This window comes from Streptomyces sp. S3(2020), from assembly GCF_013044505.1.
GTDB lineage: Bacteria > Actinomycetota > Actinomycetes > Streptomycetales > Streptomycetaceae > Streptomyces.
The window spans coordinates 1-21,074 of record NZ_JABERD010000115.1; the positions used below are offsets into that span (position 1 = coordinate 1).

The 21,074-nt window shown below is 71.5% G+C and carries 22 protein-coding genes and 1 pseudogene; 7 read left to right on the forward strand and 16 right to left on the reverse strand.

Annotation, left to right across the window (positions count from 1 at the left end):
* Positions 1–125 precede the first annotated feature (125 nt).
* The 4 genes and pseudogenes from HLK59_RS30315 to HLK59_RS30330 form a co-directional block, all read right to left on the reverse strand.
* A pseudogene (locus HLK59_RS30315) lies at positions 126–350 on the reverse strand (hypothetical protein); the annotation flags it as partial.
* A gap of 95 nt (positions 351–445) precedes the next feature.
* Positions 446–1,027: a sugar kinase gene (locus tag HLK59_RS30320; protein ID WP_171144769.1), complete on the reverse strand. Its 582-nt coding sequence runs from the start codon at positions 1,025–1,027 to the stop codon at positions 446–448.
* A gap of 8 nt (positions 1,028–1,035) precedes the next feature.
* On the reverse strand, positions 1,036–2,184 hold the full coding sequence (locus tag HLK59_RS30325) for an ROK family glucokinase (RefSeq protein ID WP_171144741.1): 1,149 nt from the start codon (positions 2,182–2,184) through the stop codon (positions 1,036–1,038).
* Positions 2,185–2,313: 129 nt separating this feature from the next.
* Positions 2,314–3,051, reverse strand: a complete 738-nt coding sequence (locus tag HLK59_RS30330; protein ID WP_171144770.1) for a GntR family transcriptional regulator — start codon at positions 3,049–3,051, stop codon at positions 2,314–2,316.
* A 130-nt stretch (positions 3,052–3,181) separates the two neighbouring features.
* Between HLK59_RS30330 and HLK59_RS30335 the strand changes: the two genes are divergently transcribed.
* Positions 3,182–4,183, forward strand: a complete 1,002-nt coding sequence (locus HLK59_RS30335) for a Gfo/Idh/MocA family oxidoreductase (protein ID WP_171144742.1) — start codon at positions 3,182–3,184, stop codon at positions 4,181–4,183.
* Between the two features lie 52 nt (positions 4,184–4,235).
* On the opposite strand, the gene HLK59_RS30340 is transcribed toward HLK59_RS30335, so the two are convergent.
* The 4 genes from HLK59_RS30340 to HLK59_RS30355 form a co-directional block, all read right to left on the reverse strand.
* Positions 4,236–5,420 (reverse strand): cytochrome P450, encoded by a 1,185-nt coding sequence (locus HLK59_RS30340; protein ID WP_171144743.1) that lies wholly within the window; start codon positions 5,418–5,420, stop codon positions 4,236–4,238.
* Positions 5,421–5,463: 43 nt separating this feature from the next.
* A complete protein-coding gene (locus HLK59_RS30345) occupies positions 5,464–6,171 on the reverse strand; it encodes a response regulator transcription factor (protein ID WP_171144744.1) in 708 nt (235 codons plus the stop codon).
* A 218-nt stretch (positions 6,172–6,389) separates the two neighbouring features.
* Positions 6,390–7,625, reverse strand: coding sequence for a hypothetical protein (locus HLK59_RS30350; protein WP_171144745.1), 1,236 nt, complete (start codon positions 7,623–7,625; stop codon positions 6,390–6,392).
* Between the two features lie 183 nt (positions 7,626–7,808).
* On the reverse strand, positions 7,809–9,068 hold the full coding sequence (locus tag HLK59_RS30355; protein ID WP_240982728.1) for a histidine kinase: 1,260 nt from the start codon (positions 9,066–9,068) through the stop codon (positions 7,809–7,811).
* A 170-nt stretch (positions 9,069–9,238) separates the two neighbouring features.
* Between HLK59_RS30355 and HLK59_RS30360 the strand changes: the two genes are divergently transcribed.
* On the forward strand, positions 9,239–9,439 hold the full coding sequence (locus tag HLK59_RS30360) for a hypothetical protein (RefSeq protein WP_171144746.1): 201 nt from the start codon (positions 9,239–9,241) through the stop codon (positions 9,437–9,439).
* 69 nt (positions 9,440–9,508) lie between these two features.
* Here the strand turns inward: HLK59_RS30360 and HLK59_RS30365 are convergent, their stop codons facing one another.
* The 3 genes from HLK59_RS30365 to HLK59_RS30375 all read right to left on the reverse strand — a co-directional run bounded on the left by HLK59_RS30365 (position 9,509) and on the right by HLK59_RS30375 (position 11,604).
* Positions 9,509–9,895 carry a ribonuclease domain-containing protein gene (locus tag HLK59_RS30365; protein ID WP_171144747.1) on the reverse strand — a complete coding sequence of 129 codons (387 nt, stop codon included), beginning with the start codon at positions 9,893–9,895 and terminating at the stop codon, positions 9,509–9,511.
* Between the two features lie 85 nt (positions 9,896–9,980).
* Positions 9,981–10,886: a DMT family transporter gene (locus HLK59_RS30370; protein ID WP_171144772.1), complete on the reverse strand. Its 906-nt coding sequence runs from the start codon at positions 10,884–10,886 to the stop codon at positions 9,981–9,983.
* Positions 10,887–10,977: 91 nt separating this feature from the next.
* A complete protein-coding gene (locus tag HLK59_RS30375) occupies positions 10,978–11,604 on the reverse strand; it encodes a dihydrofolate reductase family protein (RefSeq protein ID WP_171144748.1) in 627 nt (208 codons plus the stop codon).
* Between the two features lie 185 nt (positions 11,605–11,789).
* Here HLK59_RS30375 and HLK59_RS30380 point away from each other — a divergent pair, with 185 nt between their 5' ends.
* Entirely contained in the window at positions 11,790–12,527 is a 738-nt protein-coding gene (locus HLK59_RS30380; protein ID WP_171144749.1) for an SDR family oxidoreductase, read from the forward strand.
* Positions 12,528–12,701: 174 nt separating this feature from the next.
* On the opposite strand, the gene alc is transcribed toward HLK59_RS30380, so the two are convergent.
* Together alc and allB are read right to left on the reverse strand one after the other, a co-directional pair.
* On the reverse strand, positions 12,702–13,817 hold the full coding sequence (gene alc, locus HLK59_RS30385; RefSeq protein ID WP_171144750.1) for an allantoicase: 1,116 nt from the start codon (positions 13,815–13,817) through the stop codon (positions 12,702–12,704).
* Between the two features lie 49 nt (positions 13,818–13,866).
* Positions 13,867–15,204 carry an allantoinase AllB gene (allB, locus tag HLK59_RS30390; protein WP_171144751.1) on the reverse strand — a complete coding sequence of 446 codons (1,338 nt, stop codon included), beginning with the start codon at positions 15,202–15,204 and terminating at the stop codon, positions 13,867–13,869.
* Positions 15,205–15,481: 277 nt separating this feature from the next.
* Here allB and HLK59_RS30395 point away from each other — a divergent pair, with 277 nt between their 5' ends.
* On the forward strand, positions 15,482–16,276 hold the full coding sequence (locus HLK59_RS30395) for an IclR family transcriptional regulator (protein WP_171144752.1): 795 nt from the start codon (positions 15,482–15,484) through the stop codon (positions 16,274–16,276).
* Positions 16,273–16,947 carry a DUF6304 family protein gene (locus tag HLK59_RS30400; protein ID WP_171144753.1) on the forward strand — a complete coding sequence of 225 codons (675 nt, stop codon included), beginning with the start codon at positions 16,273–16,275 and terminating at the stop codon, positions 16,945–16,947. Before HLK59_RS30395 ends, HLK59_RS30400 begins: the two co-directional genes overlap by 4 nt.
* A 1-nt stretch (position 16,948) precedes the next feature.
* On the opposite strand, the gene HLK59_RS30405 is transcribed toward HLK59_RS30400, so the two are convergent.
* Positions 16,949–17,233: a DUF5955 family protein gene (locus HLK59_RS30405; protein WP_171144754.1), complete on the reverse strand. Its 285-nt coding sequence runs from the start codon at positions 17,231–17,233 to the stop codon at positions 16,949–16,951.
* Positions 17,234–17,448: 215 nt separating this feature from the next.
* Between HLK59_RS30405 and HLK59_RS30410 the strand changes: the two genes are divergently transcribed.
* On the forward strand, positions 17,449–18,048 hold the full coding sequence (locus HLK59_RS30410) for a nucleotidyltransferase family protein (RefSeq protein WP_171144755.1): 600 nt from the start codon (positions 17,449–17,451) through the stop codon (positions 18,046–18,048).
* Positions 18,049–18,233: 185 nt separating this feature from the next.
* The gene (aceB, locus tag HLK59_RS30415; protein WP_171144756.1) at positions 18,234–19,859 is read left to right on the forward strand and encodes a malate synthase A; all 1,626 of its coding nucleotides are present in this window, start codon (positions 18,234–18,236) and stop codon (positions 19,857–19,859) included.
* Between the two features lie 7 nt (positions 19,860–19,866).
* Here the strand turns inward: aceB and HLK59_RS30420 are convergent, their stop codons facing one another.
* Both HLK59_RS30420 and HLK59_RS30425 read right to left on the reverse strand, forming a co-directional pair.
* The gene (locus HLK59_RS30420; protein WP_171144757.1) at positions 19,867–20,160 is read right to left on the reverse strand and encodes a SelT/SelW/SelH family protein; all 294 of its coding nucleotides are present in this window, start codon (positions 20,158–20,160) and stop codon (positions 19,867–19,869) included.
* Positions 20,157–21,062 carry a HipA family kinase gene (locus tag HLK59_RS30425; RefSeq protein WP_171144758.1) on the reverse strand — a complete coding sequence of 302 codons (906 nt, stop codon included), beginning with the start codon at positions 21,060–21,062 and terminating at the stop codon, positions 20,157–20,159. The genes HLK59_RS30420 and HLK59_RS30425 overlap by 4 nt, the downstream gene beginning before the upstream one ends.
* Positions 21,063–21,074 lie beyond the last annotated feature (12 nt).

Sequence of the window (21,074 nt, forward strand, 5' to 3'; positions counted from 1 at the left end):
CCCCCGGAACGCGGGTCGAACTCACCGGACCGTGGGCCGCCTATTCCTTCGCGGGGGACAAGCCCTGACCGTCGTCGAACACCGGGAGCGGACCACCGCGGACCGTCCGCGGTGATTCACCATCGGTCGGCCAGGGGCAGTTCGAGCGCGGGGGCGGTCCTGCGGCGTACTCCGGCGCCATGTCGCCGTACGACGGTGAGATCCGTGTGTCCGTCGGGCAGCGGCCCGTCCTCGGGGTCCCAGAAGGCCATCCGGCCCTCGCGAGGGAGGGGTGCGGGCAGGAAGACGGCGGCGAGTCGCACGGGGACCGCATCCGCCGCTCGCCCGTCCACCGCGACCGTGTCAGCCATACGTCCTGCCACCTCCCGTCCCGTGTGTCGGATCAGACGTCTTCGACTCTACGGGCGGGGTCTGACAATCGGCTCCGACGACGGGCCGCGGCCCGCTACGGGACCGTGCGGGAGACGACGTAGATCATCGGGTTGGCCGGGTCCGAGGTGTTCACCACGATGTCCTGGGTGGGCGCCGGGTTCTTCTGCTTGTGGACGAGGCCCGACCAGGGGCCGGGGCCGGTGAACTTCCAGCCGGTGATCTTCTGGTCGCGGGCGCCGATGGTGATCTGGCCCTCCTTGAGGTCGTCGCGGTTGACGCCGACGCCGGCGAGGAAGGTGTCGAGGCCCGCGCTGGAGGTGCGGAACTGGACGTAGAGGCGGCTGGTCTTCCAGTTGTTGGTCTCGTAGTACGCGATCCGGTCCGCGGGGTGCGGGATCGGCACCTGGTAGAGGCGGCGCTGGACCTTGGACGGCCAGCCGGCGGTGAGACCGGTCGCCGAGTACTTCGCCTCCTTGTCCTTGCCGCTGTTGCGGCTCTGGTTCGCGGAGATCACCAGATAACCGGCCGGGACGCCGATGAGCAGCACGATGATGAGCAGGGTGAGCGCCCGGCGGCGGTTGCGGTGGCGGCGGTCCTCGGTCGGCCGGCGCGGCCCCTCCGGGGAGTCGCCCTGCCGGGGCACCGAAGGGATCACGGACGGGTTCACGCCTGCCCCTGGGTGGTACGGCGGGACTCCGTGTACTTGGCGTAGCGCTCGTAGCGCTCGACCCGGCGCCGGTTGGCGCGCCGGAAGCGGCGGGCGACCAGGCGGGCGAGGTCGGCGGCGCCGACCATGCCGGCCTCGGGGCCGAGCTGGGCGCGGACGATGCGTGCCTCGGGGCGGTAGCCGCGGCCGGTGAGCTGACGTTTGAAGGCGTCCCGCGCGGGGCCGATCAGCAGTTCGTCGGCGGCCGACACCCCGCCGCCGATCACGAAGCAGGACGGGTCGAGGGCGGCCGCGAGGTTGGCGATGCCGACACCGAGCCACTGGCCGATGTCCTGGAGCAGTTCGATGCACATCGCGTCGCCGTCACGGGCCAGCTCGGTGATCATCGGGCCGGTGATGTCGCCGATCTGCCCCTTGACGTGCTCGATGATCCCGTAGGCCACCGGGGAATCGGCCGCGGCCAGCTCCTTGGCCTCCCTGACCAGCGCGTTGCCGGAGCTGTACTGCTCCCAGCAGCCGCGGTTGCCGCACGGGCAGCGGTGGCCGCCGGGCACGACCTGCATATGGCCGAACTCGCCCGCGACACCGAACTTTCCGCGCTTGACCTGGCCGTCCTCGAGGATCGCGCCGCCGATGCCGGTGCCGAGCGTGATCATGACCAGGTGGTCCTCGCCGCGGCCCGCGCCGAAGCGCCACTCGGCCCAGGCGGCGGAGTTGGCGTCGTTGTCGACCAGGACGGGCACGGCGAGCCGGCCCGCGAGGCGGTCGCGCAGCGGTTCGTTGCGCCAGGACAGGTGCGGGGCGAACAGGATGCGGTTGCGTTCGGCGTCGACCCAGCCGGCCGCGCCGATGCCGACGGCGTGCACGTCGTGGCGGTCGGAGAGGTCCAGGACCAGCTCGCAGATGGTGTCCTCGACGACCTTGGGGCTCTTGGACTTGTCCGGGGTCTCCGTGCGGAGCTTCTCCAGGATGTTGCCGTCGGCGTCGACGACACCTGCCATCACCTTGGTGCCGCCGATGTCGATACCGACCGTCGGCACGCGGGGTGCGGTCAGGTGTGAGCGGCGCTCCCGGGTGCCGACCGTTCTCAGGACGGGGGCGCGGCGGGAGCCGATGGGGGCGGTGAAGTTGCCGTAGGTGCTCATCGAGGCCGATTCTGCCTCACCGTGAGTAAGGGTGCTGTGCGGGGGAGCAAAGGGGCGGGGGCGTTGCCGTTCGACGCACGGATCATCCAGGCCGACTCCGTCCGTTATTGTCCGGACATTAGGACCTTTTCAGGGCCTCACGAGCAACTGGAACTCGAAGGAGTAGCGGGTCGGCCGGTAGGTGTGGGTGCCGAACTCGACCGCGCGCCCGGTGTCGTCGAAGGTGACGCGCTGCATGGTGAGCAGCGGGGCGCCCTCCGCCTCGGCGAGCCGCTCGGCCTCGGCGGCGGTGGCGCCGCGCGCGCCGATGGACTGGCGGGCGCTGTGCAGGGTGATTCCGGCGGAGCGCATCATCCGGTACAGGCCGGTGGCCTCCAGCTGGCCGGTGTCCAGGTCGAGCAGGCCGGGCGGGAGGTAGTTGCAGAGGTACGCCATCGGCTCGCCGTGCGCGAGGCGCAGCCGCTCGATGCGGTGCACATCGCTGTCCTCGGCCACCCCGAGGGCGGCCGCGACCTCGGCGGAGGCCGGGACGAGGGTGTTGACCATGACCTTGGTGGCGGGGCGCTGACCTGCCGATTCCAGGTCGTCGTAGAGGCTGCTGAGCTCCAGTGGGCGCTTGACCTGGCTGTGCACGACCTGCGTGCCGACGCCACGGCGGCGTACGAGCAGGCCCTTGTCGACGAGCGACTGGATGGCCTGACGGACGGTGGGCCGGGACAGGCCGAGGCGTGCGGCGAGTTCGATCTCGTTGCCCAGCAGGCTGCCGGGGGTGAGCGTTCCGTGCTCGATCGCGGCCTCCAGCTGCTGGGACAGCTGGAAGTACAACGGCACCGGGCTGCTCCGGTCCACACTGAGTTCGAGCGACACGGTCGGGTCCCCATCTGGTTTCGGCACGGGCCCGAGCGTAGCTCCGCGCGCTGTTGACGGGAAGTTGTGTAGTTCGATTGTCCGGACATATGCATTGACAGGGTGGGGTCCCCGGCCACATTTTGTTCACATGCGCATCGGCGTCATCGGTACGGGCCGGATCGGCACCATTCACGCGAACACGCTCAGTCGTCATCGCGATGTCGGCTCTCTGATCCTCACGGACGCGGACGGTGCGCGGGCCCAGGAGCTCGCGAACCGGCTGGGGGAGACGGCGGCACCGGGGGTGGACGAGATCTTCCGGTGGGGCGTGGACGCGGTGGTGATCACCACGGCCACGTCGGCGCACGCCGAACTGATCGGCCGCGCGGCGCGTTCGGCGCTGCCGGTGTTCTGCGAGAAACCGATCGCCCTCGATCTGCCGGGCACGCTTCAGGCGATCGGCGAGGTCGAGTCGGCCGGGACCGTTCTTCAGATGGGCTTCCAGCGCCGCTTCGACGCCGGGTACGTGGGTGCCCGGGAGGCGGTGCGGTCGGGCCGGCTCGGGCGGCTGCACACGGTGCGGGCGCTGACCTCGGACCAGGCGCCGCCGCCGGCCGCCTGGCTGCCGCTGTCCGGCGGGCTGTACCGGGACACGCTGATCCATGACTTCGACGTCCTGCGCTGGGTGACCGGGCGGGAGGTCGTGGACGTGTACGCGGCCGGGTCCGACGCCGGGCCCCCGATGTTCCGTGACGCGGGTGACGTCGACACGGCCGCGGCGGTCCTCACCCTCGACGACGGCACCCTCGCCACGGCGACGGCGACCCGGCTGAACGGCGCCGGCTACGACGTCCGGATGGAGCTGGCCGGAGAGCTGGACCAGATCGTCGTAGGCCTGGACGACCGCACACCGATCGCCTCCACGGAACCGACGGGTCCGCCGGCCGCGACCAAGCCGTGGACGGGGTTCCTGGAACGGTTCGGGCCGTCCTACGAGGCCGAGCTGAACACGTTCGTCGAGGTGGTCCGAGGTGAGCGGGCCAACCCCTGCGACGGGCGCGAGGCGTTGCAGGCGCTGCGGATCGCGGAGGCCTGCGAGGTGTCGCGACGGGAGCGGCGGCCGGTGCGCATGACGGAGCTGCCGGGCTGAGCGGTCCGCCGGGCGCCCGTACGGCCTTGCGCCTGCCCGCTGCCGTACGGCTTCACCAGCGCACCGGCAGACTCCGCAGCCCCCGTATCAGCATCCCGGGCAGCCACTCCCCCGGCGGTCCGTCCAGGGCGAGGTCCGGGGCGCGGTCCAGCAGGCTCCGGATCGCCGTACGCGCCTCCAGGCGGGCCAGGGGGGCGCCCAGGCAGTAGTGGATGCCGTGGCCGAAGGCGAGGTGGCCCCGGGGGTCGCGGCGGATGTCGAAGGTGTCCGGGGCCGGGTAGCGGGTGCCGTCGCGGTCGGCGGCGGTGAGGCCGACCATGACGTGGTCCCCCCGAGCGATGGCGGTGCCCGCGATCTCCAGGGGTTCGGCGGCATAGCGGAACGTCGCGTTCTCCACCGGGCCCTCGTAGCGCAGGATCTCCTCGACCGCGCCGTCGATCAGGCTCATGTCGGCGCGCAGGGCGGCGAGTTGGGCGGGGTGGGTGAGCAGGGCGTGGACGCCGTTGGTGATGAGGTTGACCGTCGTCTCATGGCCGGCGATCAGCAGGAGGAAGGCCATGCCCAGCAGTTCCTGCGGGGAGAGCCGGTCGCCGTCCTCGGCGGTGGTGCGGATGAGGTCGCTCAGCAGGTCGTCGCCCGGTCCGGCGCACCGCTTGTCCTCGATCAGCTCGCGCAGGTACGCGTCGAGCCGGACGACGGCGTCGTAGGAGTTCTCCGGGCTGGTGGGCGCGACCACCTCCGTCGACAGCTTCCGGAACTCCGTGCGGTCCATCTCGGGCACGCCGAGGAGCTCGCAGATCACGGTGATCGGCAGCGGGTAGGCGAGGGACTGCACCAGGTCGCCGCGGCCGTACGGCAGCATCGCGTCGAGGAGGCCGTCGGTGATCTCCTGGACCCTGGGCCGCAGTTCCTCCACGCGGCGCATCGTGAAGGCGCGGGTGACGAGGGCGCGCAGCCGGGTGTGCTCGGGCTGGTCGGCGCCCAGCAGATGGCGGCCGATCAGCTCCTCCTCGTGGAAGGTCACGCCGATCCGGCGGCCGTCCTTGGCCAGCCGGGGGTCGGCGAGCGCCGCCCGCGCCTCCTCGTGCCCGACGACGAGCCAGGCCTGGTAGCCGGGGTCGGATCCCGGCGGCCGGACCCGGTGCACCGGGCCGCGCTCACGCAGTCGCGCGTACACCGGATGCGGGTCCGTGCGGAACGCCTCGCCGAACTCTCCCAGGTCGACCACTTCAGCCATGAAGATCCCTTCCCCTCACACAGGGAACGGACAGCACGCCCCGCTAGTGCCCGCCCTCCGCGGAATCCTCGGCTCCCGCGGCTTCGGCCCCTTCCTCCAGCAGCCCGGCGTCGTACGCGAGCAGCGCGATCTGCACCCGGTTGTTGAGGTCGAGCTTGGCCAGGATCCGGGAGACGTGGGTCTTGACGGTGGCCACGCTCATGAAGAGCTCCGCGGCGATCTCGGCGTTGGACAGGCCCCGGCCGACCGTGACGGCCACCTCGCGTTCGCGGTCGTTGAGGGCGCAGACGCGCTCACGCGCGCGTGCCCGGCGGGTGTCGGCGGCGGTGCCGGCCGCGTGGTGCATCAACTGCCGGGTGACGGTGGGCGACAGGACGGGGTCGCCGGCCGCGACCCGGCGCACCGCGTCGACGATCTGCGCGGGCGGGGTGTCCTTGAGGACGAACCCGGCGGCGCCCGCGCGCAGGGCGCGCAGGACCTGTTCGTCGGCGTGGAAGGTCGTGAGGACCACGACCTGGGGCGGGTCGGGCCGGGTGCGCAGCTGTTCGGTGGCGGTGATGCCGTCCATGGACGGCATCCGGATGTCCATGAGGACGACGTCCGGGCGGGTGCGGTCGACGAGCGCGTCGACGTCCTTGCCGTCGGCGGCCTCCCCGACGATCTCGATGCCGTCGGCACCGCCGATCATCAGGGACAGGCCGGCCCGGACCAGCGGGTCGTCGTCGACGAGGAGCAGTCTGATCGCGGTCATGGGGCTTACGTAATCACGGTTTCGGGGTCCCGCAGGCTGTCGTCGGCCACGCAGCCGCACTCCGTGCCGGGACCGCGGCCGGTGGATCTCCCGCCGGGCCACCGCGCACGCCGGGGCCGGGCCGTGGAGGAACACAAGGAACCGCACGAGGGGCGGACCGGGCGGGAGTCCCCGCGGCCAGGCTGATGAGCGCGACGGCAGGGTGACCACGAGCCGCGTCATGCACTGCTCCTGGCCTCGCCGAAGTCCTCCGGCTTGCCGTGGACGACCAGCGGCGCAAGCGTCATGCCCTTGCTGTTCCTTGCGGTGCCATGGGGCAGGATCGCTCCATGCCTACCGTGTACGCCCTGTTCGTGGGCATCGACGACTACCCCGGCAGACCCCTGCGGGGCTGTGTCAACGACGTTCGGGCGGCGCGGAGTTGGCTCGAATCCCGGAGTCCGCCGACCGAGGCACGGACGCTGTGCGACGCCCAGGCGACCCGGGCGGGCTTCGAGGGTGCCGTGGTAGTCCAGGGCGGTCATCGCGCGCATGCCTCGGCTGAAGGCCGCCTCGGCGAGTTTGTCGGCCTGGGCGTTGAGGGGCAGGTCGGCGATCCGCCGGCGTGCCTCGGCGAGGGGTACGGCGTTCCGCGCGCCCTCCGGGACGGGGTCGAGGCGTCCGGTGCGCTGGGCCCTCATGACCGCGAGGTAGCCCCGGGCGGCCTCCATGTTCGACGTGAAGGCGAGCCGGTCCATGTGGCCGGGGGGCAGGCGGGCGAGCGTGCTGTCCAGGACACGGACCTGTTCCGCGAGCATCGCCTCGTCGTCACGGCGTATCGCCTGGTGTACCCGGAACAGGGCGAGTTGGGCCCGCATCATCGTGCGGGACCCCTCATCGAGGCCTGGACGCGCGGTCAGCCGGGCGAAGTCGTCCACGGCCACGTCGTAGTCGTCCTCGCCGCCGCCGAGTTGGGCCAGCTGGGCGTGCAGCCCCGCGTGGAGGATGTCCAGCTGGTCACGTACCGGCCCGCCGTCCGGGTGGGCCGCGCGTGCCTCCTCGATCCGGGCGAGGGCCTCCTCCATGTCCGCCGGCTCCCTGAGGTGCTGGACCCCGAACAGGAGGTTCTTGACGAGGACGTCGGCCTGCCAGCGTGTGTCGGAGGGGCCGTGTTCCCGTGCCGCGCGCAGGAGTTCGTCCTCGCGTCGGCGGTCCGCCAGCGGCTGGTCGAGACGGAGCAACGGCAGGACGCTCAGCACCTGCCCGGCCCGCACGCCGGACAGCAGGGTGCCGGAGGGCAGGAGCGTCCAGTCGTCGTAGAGCCGGTCGTACGCCTGTCCCGCCGTCCGGCAGCCCAGCCGGTCGAGGACCAGGGTGCTCAGCCGGCCCAGGTCCTGTCCGTCGAGCCCGCCCGCGTTCATGGTCTGCTGGATCTCCCACAGCAGCGTGCCCAGGTCGTACGGTGTCGCCTCCACGCCCTCACCTCGCCCCCGTGGCCCAGCGGCCCCAAAGTCCTGATGACGCACCCACGTTATCGATCTCGGGCACGTCTTGGCGGGCGGACAAGGCGTGGGTTCAGGGCCTGACCGCAGCCGAACACCGGTTGTTCACCGGCCGGTTCACGTGAGGGGTCGAACTCCTCTCGCGCACCGCCCGGTTCACGCCCAGGGCAGCCACGCTCGCACCCCGAACCCCCCGCCGTCCTCCGGCCCGTGCTCAAGGCGTCCGCCGGCCAGTGACGCCCGCTCGGTCAGCCCGATGAGTCCCTGCCCGGACCCCGGTACGGGTGTCACCTCGCCCTCGGGTGCGGGGTTGCGGACGGTCACGGTGAGGCCCTCGCCGGGCGCGCCCTCGACCGAGACGGTGACCTCGGTGCCGGGGGCGTGTTTGCGGGCGTTGGTCAGGCCCTCCTGGGCGATGCGGTAGGCGGTGCGGCCGATGGAGGCGGGGACGGCGGCGGGATCGGTGACGCGGGTGTCGAGGCCGACCTTCATTCCGGCCTCGCGGGACTCGGTGACCAGTGCGTCCAGCGCGGCGAGGGTCGGCTGGGGACGGCCCGTGTCGTCCTGCTCCCCGGCCCGCAGGACGCCGATGATCTCGCGCAGGTCCTGGAGCGCCTCGTGCGCGCTCTCCCGGATGACGCCGGCCGCGCGGGCGACCTCCTCCCGGGGCGCGTCGGGCCGGAACTCCAGCGCGCCCGCGTGCACGCTGAGCAGGGTCAGCCGGTGGGCAAGGACGTCGTGCATCTCGCGGGCGATGGCCTCGCGGGCCAGCCGCTGCGCCTGCTCGGCCCGCAGCCGGGCCTCCGTCGCGGCGCGCCGGGCGCGGTCCTGGAAGCTCAGCACGAGCTGCCGCTTGGACCGTACGACCATGCCCGAGGCGACCACCACCGCGGTCATCAGCACGAAGATGACGACCGTGACGAGATACGGCAGGTCGGGGTCGGGGCGGATCCAGAAGTAGAGCGGGATCCCTGCCATGGAGGCCCCACCCACCCACGCGACGTACCGGAACGGCCGGTGCACGGCGAGCGTGAACACGGCGATGAGGCAGGCGCCGCCCGCGGTGTCCGAGACGAATCCCACGGGGAGCGAGGCGACGGCCAGCCCGAGGGGCCAGCGGCGACGCAGCCACACCGCGGCGCAGGCGATCGCGCCGATCACCTGGTCGAGGTGGGCGAGGCCGTCCGGGACATGGGGGTTGGAGGTCACCGCCTCCGCGCCGACCAGGCCGACGAGCACGGCCACCGCGAAGCAGCTGAAGTCGACGAGCCAGTCGCGCGCGGTGCGCCGGGGGCGCCGCCCGGGGCGCTCGCCGTCCGGGTCGAGTTCCTTCAGGACGGCCGAGGGCATCAGCCAGCGCCGCCCCGCGAAGGCCTGGGGCACCGCTACGGGCTCGTCTCCACTCACGGTCGACAAATCTACGCACGCAGGGGCCGTGTCACCTCCGCGCGGACGCGATCTCCGACCAAAGTCGGCGGGCCGGCTACTTTCGGCGCGGCCGGACCGCGCGGACCGCAGACTTCCGTCGCATACGCCTCGCCCCGCGGCCGATGTGCGTGGGGGGTCCGCGGGGCGAGCGTATGCACATGAAGCAACTGCTGGAACTGCTCGGATTCCTCGCCCTGGTGCAGGGCGTCGCCGGCCTGGTGCACGAGTTCACCGACTGGCACTGGGGACTCGTACAGCGGGTCGGCTTCCTCGACGGCTACGGGCTCTACGCGAGTGTCGCCCTGGTCGTCCTGGCGATCGCGCTGTTCGCCGCCGCGGAGAGCCGGAGGTCCGGCTGAACGCGGACCGGACCTCCGGCTGGTCTCACCGTTCCTCGAATCCGCTACGAGGGACCGCGCCGACCGGCTTCAGCAGCCGTAGTTGATCAGCTTGAAGGTCACGTAGTGGTCGGCCGTGTAGTAGTCCTCCTGGCTCTTCTGACCGGTGACGATGCGGCGCGCACCGCGCGTGGAGGAGCCAGGGGTCTTGACCGTGTATTCGTGGTAGTACCCGGTCGACTGGCTCGGCAGGACGCCTTCCCGGTTCTGGAAGACACCGCCGTCCTGCGAGTACGGGTACGGGCCGCCGGCCTCGATCAGCTCCAGCGTGTCGTACGCCTGGGAGGGCAGAGCGCCGTAGCAGATGCTGCCGACCGCGGCGGACGCCGGTGCCGCGGTGACGGCGCCACCGACGAGGAGGGCGGACAGAACGGCGGCCGCCGCTCCGATGCGGGTGATTCGTGGGGGGAATCTCATGCCTTCATGATGACGCGCGTAGACAGTGGCATGTCAATGACAACTCCGGAGATTTTCCCGTCAAGTCCCATGAGTTTTCACGGAGTTAACCTGCCGCCCGGCGTCCCCACGCGGTCCCCACAAGCACCAGTGCGCCACCCGCCAGGCCCAGTACGCCGAGCCGTTCCCCGCCGAGCGCGATACCGGCCAGGGCGGCCCACAAGGGCTCGGTGCCGAGCAGGAGGCTGACCCGGGACGGGGAGGTGCGGCGGACGGCCCACATCTGGACGAAGAAGGCGAACAGGGTGCAGAACACGGACAGGAACAGCAGGCCGGCCCACTCGCGCGGCCCGAAGTCCACGGCCGTCTGCCAGGGCGTGGCGTCGGCACCGGTCGCCAGAAGGGCGAACACCACTACGGCGGCGCCGAGTTGGACCGTGGTCAGGGAGAGCGCGTCGGCGCCCCGGACGGCCTTGACCCGGGACATCGCGAGGACGTGGACCGTGCGGGCCAGCGCCGCGAGCAGCATGAGCAGGTCACCGAGGGAGGGCTGGGTGAAGCCGCCGCCCTGGGTGAGCAGGACGACGCCGAGCACCGAGAGGGCGGCGGCACCGAGGAAGGCCCGCGAGGGGCGGGTGCGGGTGACGGCGGCCTCGGCCAGCGGCGTGAAGATCATGGTGAGGCTGATGATGAGGCCCGCGTTGGTGGCCGAGGTGTGGACGACGCCGTAGGTCTCCAGCAGGAAGATCACGCTGAGGATCAGTCCGAGGAGTCCGGCCCCGCGCCACTGGGCGGCGCTCAGGGTGCGCAGCGAGCGCCATCCGACGGCCACCAGGGCGGGCAGGACGATCGCGAAGCGCAGCACCAGGACCGCGATCACCGTACGGGCAGTGGTGATGTCCTTGGCTGCGAGATAGCTCGCGCCCCACACGACCGCCACGAACAGGACGGGCAGGTCGGTCAGCCAGGTGCGGCGGGGCGCGAGGGCGCCCGGTACGGCGATCGAGGACATCTGGGCGGCTCTCCCGGTCTCCGGCGGTGGTGTGGAGACGTCGGTGGCTCGCACGCGGAGCGATCACCGTACCGGCGCGGCTGACTCTCGACTAGGCGTTTTCGGGGAGCTCGTACGAGCCGTACTCCGGCCGTCCCGCCAGGTCGTACGTCTGGATGGAGACGCCGGTCGAGGTGATGCGGCCGCCCCGGTGCGTGAAGGCGGTCGGCAGGGCGCCCTCGGTGAAGAGGCGGCGGCCGGCGCCGAGCACGACCGGGAAGGTCATCAGGTGGAGGGTGTCGACGAGGTCGAGGGCGAGCAGGGACTGCACCAGGGCGCCGCTGCCGTGCAGTTGGAGGTCGCCTTCGGTGCGCTCCTTGGCCGCGGTGACCTCCTTGGCGAGGTCGCCGCTGATCACGGTGGTGTTGGCCCACTCGGGGTCGGTGAGGGTGGACGAGGCGACGTACTTCGGCAGACCGTTGAGTTTCGCGGCGACGGGGTTGTCGGGGTCGGTCACCTTCGGCCAGTACCCGGCGAAGATGTCGTACGTGCGACGGCCCAGCAGGAACGCGCCGACGTTGCCGAAGACCTCGTCCACGAACCGGCCGAAGTCCTCGTCGGCGTACGGAACGGTCCAGCCGCCCTGCTCGAAGCCGCCCCGGGTGTCCTCCCCGGGGCCGCCGGGGGCCTGGTAGACGCCGTCGAGGGTGATGAACATCTGGGAGACGAGCTTGCCCATGACGGGTGCCTTCTCTCTGTGATGGGGTCTGTTGACATCAGCTCAGACCCCACCGGCGCCCGCAACTCATCGGTGCCGAGGTCGGCGGGTTCAGGCCGCTGAAGTCGCCCGCGCCCTTTCGGCCACCCGACCTCGGTGTCCGCCGGCCGCCAGCGTGGGCGGCCGCGGGCCACTGGGATGGAGCCATGACTACTTCTCTGAACGGCAAGGTGGCTCTCGTCACGGGTGGCAGCCGCGGCATCGGCGCGGCGACGGCGGTACGGCTGGCCCGGGAGGGCGCGGACGTGGCCCTCACGTACGTGAACGGCAAGGAGGCGGCCGAGGACGTCGTACGGGCCGTGGAGGCCCTGGGACGCCGTGCGGTGGCCCTGCGGGCGGACTCCGCGGACGCGCGGGAGGCGGCGGGGGCGGTGGACCGTGCGGCGCAGGCGCTGGGCGGCCTGGACGTGCTGGTGAACAACGTGGGCGTGGGAGTGCTGGGTCCGGTCGAGGGCCTGTCGCTCGCGGATGTCGACCGGGTGCTCGCGGTGAATGTCCGGGGCGTGTTCCTCGCCTCGCAGGCGGCGGCCACGCGCATGGCGCCGGGTGGCCGGATCATCACCATCGGCACCTGCATGACCCAGCGGGTGCCGGGCCCCGGCGGGACCCTCTACACGACCAGCAAGTCGGCCCTGATCGGCCTCACCAAGGCCCTCGCCCGGGAGCTGGGCCCCCGGGGCATCACCGCGAACATCGTCCACCCCGGCCCGACCGACACAGACATGAACCCGGCGGACGGACCGTACGCCCCGGACCAGTCGGCGATGACCGCGCTGGGGCGGTTCGGGACGGCCGACGAGGTGGCGTCGACGGTGGCGTACCTGGCGGCTGCGGACTACGTCACGGGTGCGGAGTTCGCGGTGGACGGGGGCCACGCGGCGTGACACACGCGTGGGGCGCGCCGGTGCTGTCGGGCCCGGTGCGCCCCACGCGCGCGTGCGGGATCGCGACGACCGCGAGGGTGCCCGTCACCGCGCCCCACGCACGCGTGCGGGTGATCATCAGTGACTGTCGTACCGCACGAGCCGTCCACCGTGCCCCACGCGCGCGTGGGGGTGTCAGCCGCCCAGCTCCTGGTGGCGGGCCGCCAGCGTCGACGCGCCGGACTCCGTCAGGGAGCCGTACAGGCGCAGTCGGGAGATGCCTCCGTCCGGGAAGATGTCCACGCGTGCGTGGGTGCCGACCGCCGGGGCCGGGAGGACGAAGCGGTGGTTGGTGTCGGGCTGGAGGCGGGTGCGCGGGACGATCTCCGTCCACTCGCCGTTCTCGCCGTCCTGCACGGACACCGAGGCCCAGCCGGCGCTGTTGCCCTTCAGGTACGCCGTGTCGATCTCGATCGCGCGGATCTGGGACTGGGCCGCCAGGCGGTAGCGGATCCAGTCGTTGCCCTGGTCGCGGCGGCGGCGGGTCTCCCAGCCGTCGTCCATCTTGCGGGAGCGGCCCGGCTGGATGGTGTTGGAGGCCGGGGAGTAGAAGAGGTTGGAGGCGTCCTCGGCCCGGCCGCCGTTCTCCAGGGCGACCACGTCGAAGGTGCCCAGGGCCGACAGCCACCGCGGGTCGGGGATCACCTCGCCGTACACGCGCAGGCGGGCGATGCCGCCGTCGGGGTGCTGGTTGACGCGGAGGTGGGTGAAGCGCTGCTCCACCGACACCTCGAAGCCGTTCGCCGCGTGGCCGCCGACCGCCGTGCGCGGGACCAGGGTCGTCCACTTCACGTCGTCGCCCAGCAGCTCCTCGGGAGAGGGCGAGCCGGCCACCGACGCGCCCTCGACCGAGACCGCCTGCGGGTAGTTGCCGCGGAAGTGGGCCGTGTCGACGACGATGCCGCGGATCACGCCGGGCGCGCCGAGGCGGACCAGCGCCCAGTCGTGGTCCTCGGCCGTCGGCCACGGGTGCCCGGCGGAGGCGCCGCGGCGGCGGCGCGTCTCCCAGCCGTCCATGATCTTGCCCTTGTGCCCGAAGTGCTCGGGGTCGAACTCGGCGGGCCCGGGGAGCAGCAGGTTCTCGCGCTGGGCGAAGAACTCGTCGTTGGCGGCGATGACTCCGGCGCCGAGCTGCCGGGCGGCGAGGTCGGCGTACTGGGTGAAGGGGAAGTCGGCGGTGCGGTAGTCGGCGTACGGGTCACCGCCGCCGTACGGGTTCGCGTCGCCGGTGAAGCTCGGAATCGCCGTCACGGGATATGTGCCTTTCTGGAGTCGGCCGCTGCGGGTGCGGAGGTCTTGATCAGTGGTCTCGGGTGAGGAGTCGACCCTTCGGTTCCGTGAACTCACCGTCCTGGACGATGCGTTCGCCGCGCAGCCAGGTCGACTTCACGACGCCGTACAGGGTCTTGCCCGCGTACGCCGTCACGCGGTTGCGGTGCTGGAGTTCGGCCGGGTCGACGGTGAAGGTCTCCTCGGGCGCGAGGATCGCGAAGTCGGCGTCACGGCCGGCCTCGATGGCGCCCTTCTGGTCCAGACCGACCAGTTCGGAGGTCGCCGTGGACATCCAGCGGACGACGTCCTCCAGCGAGTGGCCGCGCCCGCGGGCCTCGGTCCACACGGCCGCGAGGCTCAGCTGGAGACCGGAGATGCCGCCCCACGCGGTGGCGAAGTCGGCCGTCTTCAGGTCGGCCGTCGACGGCGAGTGGTCCGTGACCACGCAGTCGATCGTGCCGTCGGCCAGCGCCTGCCAGAGCAGGTCCTGGTTGGCGGACTCCCGGATGGGCGGGCAGCACTTGAACTCGCTGGCGCCGTCCGGGACTTCCTCGGCCGTCAACGTCAGATAGTGCGGGCAGGTCTCGACGGTGATGCGGACGCCCTCGGCCTTGGCGGCGGCGATGAGCGGGAGCGCGTCGCTCGACGAGAGGTGCAGGACGTGCACGCGCGCGTCCAGCCGCTTGGCCTGGGCGATGAGCTGGGAGATCGCGGTGTCCTCGGCGTCGCGCGGGCGGGAGGCCAGGAAGTCGGCGTACTTGGGGCCGCCCTGCTGCGGGGCCGCCTCCAGGTGGTGCGGGTCCTCGGCGTGCACGATCAGCAGGCCGCCGAAGGAGGTGATCTCGGCGAGGGACTGGGCGAGTTGGTCCTGTCCGAGGTGCGGGAACTCCTCCACGCCGGACGGGGACAGGAACGCCTTGAAGCCGAAGACCCCGGACTCGTGCAGCGGGCGCAGGTCCTTGACGTTGTCGGGCAGGGCGCCGCCCCAGAAGCCGATGTCGATGTGGGCCTTGTCGGCGGCGACGTCCTTCTTGGTACGGAGGTTGTCGACCGTCGTCGTGGGCGGCAGGGAGTTGAGGGGCATGTCGACGAGGGTGGTGATGCCGCCGGCCGCCGCCGCGCGCGTGGCGGTCCAGAAGCCCTCCCACTCGGTGCGGCCCGGGTCGTTGACGTGCACATGAGTGTCGACCAGGCCGGGCAGGACGACATGGTCGCCGACGTCCTCCAGGCGGGCACCCTCCGGGACAGCGGCGTCGTACGGCAGGACGGCTGTGATCTTCCCGGCGGAGACGGCGACCGAAGCGGCACGCGTCCCTTCCGGAGTGATGACGCGCGTCGAGCGCAGTACCAGTTCTACGTCGGACACCCGGACCCCTCTCTGTCGCCGTTGTTACTTCCGGGAAACGGGATTTACTTCCACGTAACGGAATTCAACGTTCTGTTGAAGGAGTCTTCACTCCCACTTCCGTGCCGTCAAGGGCACACTTCTCTCCAGGGCTTCGATACGCCACACTCTGGACGTTTCCACAAAGCGGAATTAGACTTCCGACAGGCAGAACGTAGCTACGTACCAGCGGGGAGTCAACCGACCGACGGGTAGGCTTCTGCCCTTTCCCGCCCGCCCGCCCCGAAAGGAACGCGCCGTGCCGACGTCCAGCGCCAGCACCACCGACTCCGCCAAGTCCACCACTGGCGGGGTCCAGTCCCTCGAGCGCGCCTTCGATCTGCTGGAGCGGATGGCGGACGCGGGCGGCGAGGTCGGCCTCAGCGAGCTCTCCGCGAGCAGCGGACTGCCGCTGCCCACCATCCACCGCCTGATGCGCACGCTCGTGGCCTGCGGATACGTCCGTCAGCAGCCCAACCGCCGCTATGCGCTGGGCCCGCGTCTGATCCGCCTCGGCGAGTCCGCGTCCCGGCTGCTCGGCACCTGGGCGCGCCCCTTCCTGGCCCGGCTCGTCGAGGAGACCGGGGAGACGGCGAACATGGCGCTGCTCGACGGCGACGAGATCGTGTACGTCGCCCAGGTGCCGTCCAAGCACTCGATGCGCATGTTCACCGAGGTCGGCCGGCGCGTCCTGCCGCACTCCACGGGCGTGGGCAAGGCCCTGCTGGCGAACGTCCCCGACGCCGAGGTGCGCGCCCTGCTCTCCCGCACCGGCATGCCGGCCGCGACGGAGAAGACGATCACCACCCCGGAGGGCTTCCTCGCGGCCCTGGCGGACGTACGGCAGCTCGGGTACGCGGTGGACGACAACGAGCAGGAGATCGGCGTCCGCTGTCTCGCGGTGTCGGTCCCCGACTCCCCCACCGCCGCCGCCATCTCGATCTCCGGTCCGGCGGGACGGGTCACCGAGGCGGCGACGGACAAGATCGTGCCGGTGCTCCAGCAGGTGGCCGGGGAACTGTCCGAAGCGCTGGCCAGCCAGAACCCCGCATGACGGGCTTATCGCGCTGGCCGGGCCGGTACACCGACCGGCACGGCAGCGAGGAGATCGTCTTCGAGTCGGACGGCCGGGAGCTGATCCGTACGACGATCCGAGGGGTCCGCTTCGAGGGCGAGACGATGGACACGCTCGGCGCGCTCACCGGCGAGCCGCCCGAGCAGGCCTTCACCTTCGCCGAAGGCGACCTCTGGTCCTGCCTCCTGGAGTGGGGGCTGACCATGCCCGTGGAGGTCTCGGGGCAGGGCGAGCGCATCGCCACGGTGCACGGCGCGCTGCAACTCTGGTATCCCGACCAGGCGGAGAACCTGACCGTCACCCTGCGCCTGGACGGCTACGAATTCCGCGCCACCCACCCGGACTTCGAGGACGCCCTGCACGAGATCGGGCGCGAACTGCCCCGTGCGGTACGGCTCAAGGCGTGCATCGCGTGCGCCTGGTCCGACTACCACCCGGTCGGCCACGGCATGATGACGGGCCTGGCCTGCTTCCGGGGCGCGAAGGACGTCTACCGGCGGTGCGACGGCAAGAAGGGCCCGAACGGCATCCTCACGATCTGGCCCCGGCACACCGAGTTCGTCCAGGAGACCTGGATCTGCGACCAGTTCGAGCACCGCACCTCGGACCGCGGCTACCGCGGCCCGTTCCCGTTCCGCGGGTGGAACTGACCTAGCGCCGCGGCTCCCCGAACAGGTCCACCGCGTTCCGCACCTCCGTCAGCCCCCGTGACAGCGCGCTCACCGACCCGATCGCCCCCGCGATCAGCAGCAGCGACCTCCGCAGCCGGGGCACCTCGGGTGTCCCGTCGATCGTCATCGCGGCCAGCGTGGCGAGTTCGTCCTCGGCGATGCCGCGGTCGGGGAACTCGGCAGGATGCGCGGCGAGTTCGCGGCGCAGCCGGGACACCGCGGTCCGCAGGCCCGCCACTCTGGGGTCCTCGTCGCTGCCGGTCACTGGCCTCTGTCCCAAGCTCCGCAACACAGCTCTCCCCCCTCGCGCGCCGTTGTGCGCCCTACGTCGTGATCCCGCCCGAACAGCCCCGCGGCGTTGGTCGGGCGCCGGGGACGGGGGTCAGTAAACGCCCACCGGGAGGGGCCGCGCCACCGCGCGGACCGAAATTCAGCCCTCGGAAACCGGCCGGGCCCCGGGGCGTCAGGTATGCAGGAGGCATGACGGACAACGCACACGAGGTCGCCGGGCTGCTCCTCGCCGCGGGCGGCGGCCGGCGGCTCGGCGGGCGCCCCAAGGCGCTGCTCGGACATCGCGGCAGGCCATTGATCGAACACGCGGTGGGCGTCCTGCGCGCGGCGGGCTGCGCGCGCGTGCACGTGGTGCTGGGCGCAGCCGCCGACGCCGTCCGCGACACCGCGCGGCTCGACGGCTGTGTGCTCGTGGACAACCCCGACTGGGAGCAGGGCATGGGCTCCTCGCTTCGAGCCGGTCTCGACTCGTTCTCCGGCACGGACGCGCGGGCCGTGCTCGTGTCGCTGGTCGACCAGCCCGGGATCGGACCGGGGGCGTACGCGCGCGTGCTCGGCGCGTACACGTCCCCGGACTCCCTGGTCTCGGCCGCCTACGACGGCGTACGCGGACATCCCGTGCTCTTCGGGTCCGCCCACTGGGCGGGGATCGCCGCTACTGCCACCGGGGACCGGGGGGCACGTGCCTATCTGAAGGAACACGCCGGGGAGATCGCCCTCGTCGAGTGCGGGGACATCGCCCAGCCGTACGACATCGACACCGCCGAAGATCTGCGCCACCTTGAGTGAGCGGGGTGGCACTCAGCGCCACAATGCCTCGACTCGGAGAATCTCGACGTCAACAAACCATTGAACTTCCACGATGAGGAAACTAGTATCCACTGATCAGAAGCGCCCTCCCTGCTCCGGGGGCGTTCCTCGCCGTACCCGGTTCGAGTGGCACCCGGTGCCAACGCTGAAGGAAGTGACCGCTCATGTCCGCACCAGCGCCGTCCCCGCTGGCCATCGTCGACGCCGAGCCCCTGCCCCGGCAGGAGGAGGTGCTCACCGACGCGGCCCTCGCCTTCGTGGCCGAGCTCCACCGCCGGTTCACACCTCGCCGCGCGGAGCTCCTCGCCCGCCGCGCGGAGCGCCGCGCCGAGATCGCCCGCACCTCCACGCTCGACTTCCTCCCGGAGACCGCCGCGATCCGCGCCGACGACTCCTGGAAGGTGGCCCCCTCCCCCTCGGCCCTGAACGACCGCCGCGTCGAGATCACCGGCCCCACCGACCGCAAGATGACCATCAACGCCCTCAACTCGGGCGCCCGGGTCTGGCTCGCGGACTTCGAGGACGCCTCGGCGCCGACCTGGGAGAACGTGGTCCTCGGCCAGGTCAACCTCGCCGACGCGTACACCCGGAACATCGACTTCACCGACGAGAGGTCCGGCAAGTCGTACGCCCTGCGCCCGAATGAGGAGCTCGCCACCGTCGTGATGCGGCCGCGCGGCTGGCACCTCGACGAGCGCCACCTCGTCGACGCCGACGGCTCCCCGGTCCCCGGCGCCTTCGTCGACTTCGGCCTGTACTTCTTCCACAACGCCCAGCGTCTGCTCGACCTCGGCAAGGGCCCGTACTTCTATCTCCCCAAGACCGAGTCGCACCTCGAAGCCCGGCTGTGGAACGACGTGTTCGTCTTCGCACAGGACTACGTCGGCATCCCGCAGGGCACCGTCCGCGCCACCGTCCTGATCGAGACGATCACGGCGGCGTACGAGATGGAGGAGATCCTCTACGAACTCCGCGACCACGCCTCGGGGTTGAACGCGGGCCGCTGGGACTACCTGTTCTCCATCGTCAAGAACTTCCGTGACGGCGGCGCCAAGTTCGTCCTGCCGGACCGCAACCTGGTGACGATGACCGCCCCGTTCATGCGGGCGTACACCGAACTCCTCGTCCGCACCTGCCACAAGCGCGGTGCGCACGCGATCGGCGGCATGGCGGCGTTCATCCCGTCCCGCCGGGACGCCGAGGTCAACAAGGTCGCCTTCGAGAAGGTCCGCGCCGACAAGGACCGCGAGGCCGGCGACGGCTTCGACGGCTCCTGGGTCGCCCACCCCGACCTGGTCCCGATCGCCCTGGAGTCCTTCGACAGGGTCCTCGGCGACCGGCCGAACCAGAAGGACCGCCTGCGCGAGGACGTCCATGTCGAGGCCGCCGACCTGATCGCGATCGACTCGCTGGACGCCGAGCCGACGTACAACGGTCTCGTCAACGCCGTCCAGGTCGGCATCCGTTACATCGAGGCCTGGCTGCGCGGTCTGGGCGCGGTCGCCATCTTCAACCTCATGGAGGACGCGGCCACCGCCGAGATCTCCCGCTCCCAGATCTGGCAGTGGATCAACGCCGGCGTCGAGTTCGAGAACGGCGAGAAGGCCACGCCCGAACTCGCCCGTGAGATCGCCGCCGAGGAGCTCGCGAGCATCCGCGCGGAGCTCGGCGAGGAGGCGTTCGCCGCCGGCCACTGGGAGCAGGCCCACGACCTGCTCCTGGAGGTCTCCCTCGACGCCGACTACGCGGACTTCCTGACGCTGCCGGCGTACGAGCAGCTCAAGGGCTGACAGCGGCTCAGGGGCTGACGTCCTCCTGCGCGGTCTTGTCCGAGTGGCCCAGGGACCTTCCCGGGGCCACTCGGTCGCGTACGGCCTGCTTCACGGCGGTGGGCTCCGGGAAGCCCTGCTCCCTGCGGTCCCAGACGACCTCGTCGTCGACCCGGACGACGAAGACGCCACCGGTGCCGGGCTTGAGCGACAGCTCGCCCAGCTCGGTCTCGAAGGTCGTGAGCAGCTCCTGGGCCAGCCAGGCCGCGCGGGGCAGCCAGCGGCACTGGGTGCAGTACTCGATCTGTACGACGGGACTCATCCGAGGTGTACCGACCAATCCTGTTCCGCCGCCGGCTTGCCGTGCAGGTCGGGGACCCGCTTCAGCCAGTCCGGACGGCCCTGCTGTGTCTTCGCCGCACGGAGTGCCTCCTCCGCGGCGAGTTCCTCCCGGGTGGGGAAATCGGTGGGCAGCCAGGCCTGAGAGGCCTGTACGCGCGCGTGGAGGTACTCCACGTATGCCGCACGCGCCAGGGACGGCGTGTCGAAGTCCGTGAGCCAGGCGTCGGGGACCTCGGCGACGATCGCGCGCAGCAGTTCCTCGGTGACCTTCGGCGCCAGTTCCGCGTCGGCGGCCCTGACGTCGGGGGTGCAGTGGCCGAGGGCGTGGTGGCGGAAGTCGTAGCGCTTGGCGGGGTCCGAGCCGTCCCAGCGGTGGTGGAAGACGAGGGCCGCGCCGTGGTCGATCAGCCACAGGCGCGGGGGCGCGATGCCGAGCGTGGGCCAGACCATGAGGTTGGAGCTGTGCACCGTACGGTCCACGTTCACGGTCAGGGCGTCGAGCCAGACGATCCGGCCCGCCTCCAGGGGATCGACGCGGAAGGCCCTGGCGACCTCCGGGGTGAAGTCGGCGGCGCCCGGCAGGTAGTCCATGCCGAGGTTGATCCCCGCGCTGGCGCCGTGGAGTTCCCGCACCTCCTGGTGGGGCTCGCTGTCGGCGATCGCCGGGTCGAAGTGCACGAGGACCAGTTCGGGGAAGCGCAGTCCGAGCGCGCGGGCCAGCTCGCCGACGATCACCTCGGCGACCAGCGCCTTGCGGCCCTGGGCGGAGCCGGTGAACTTCACGACGTACGTGCCGTCGTCGTCGGCCTCGAAGACTCCGGGCACGGAGCCGCCGGACCGCAGCGGGGTCACGTATCGAACAGCAGTCACATCGCGCAGCACACCGGCCAGGGT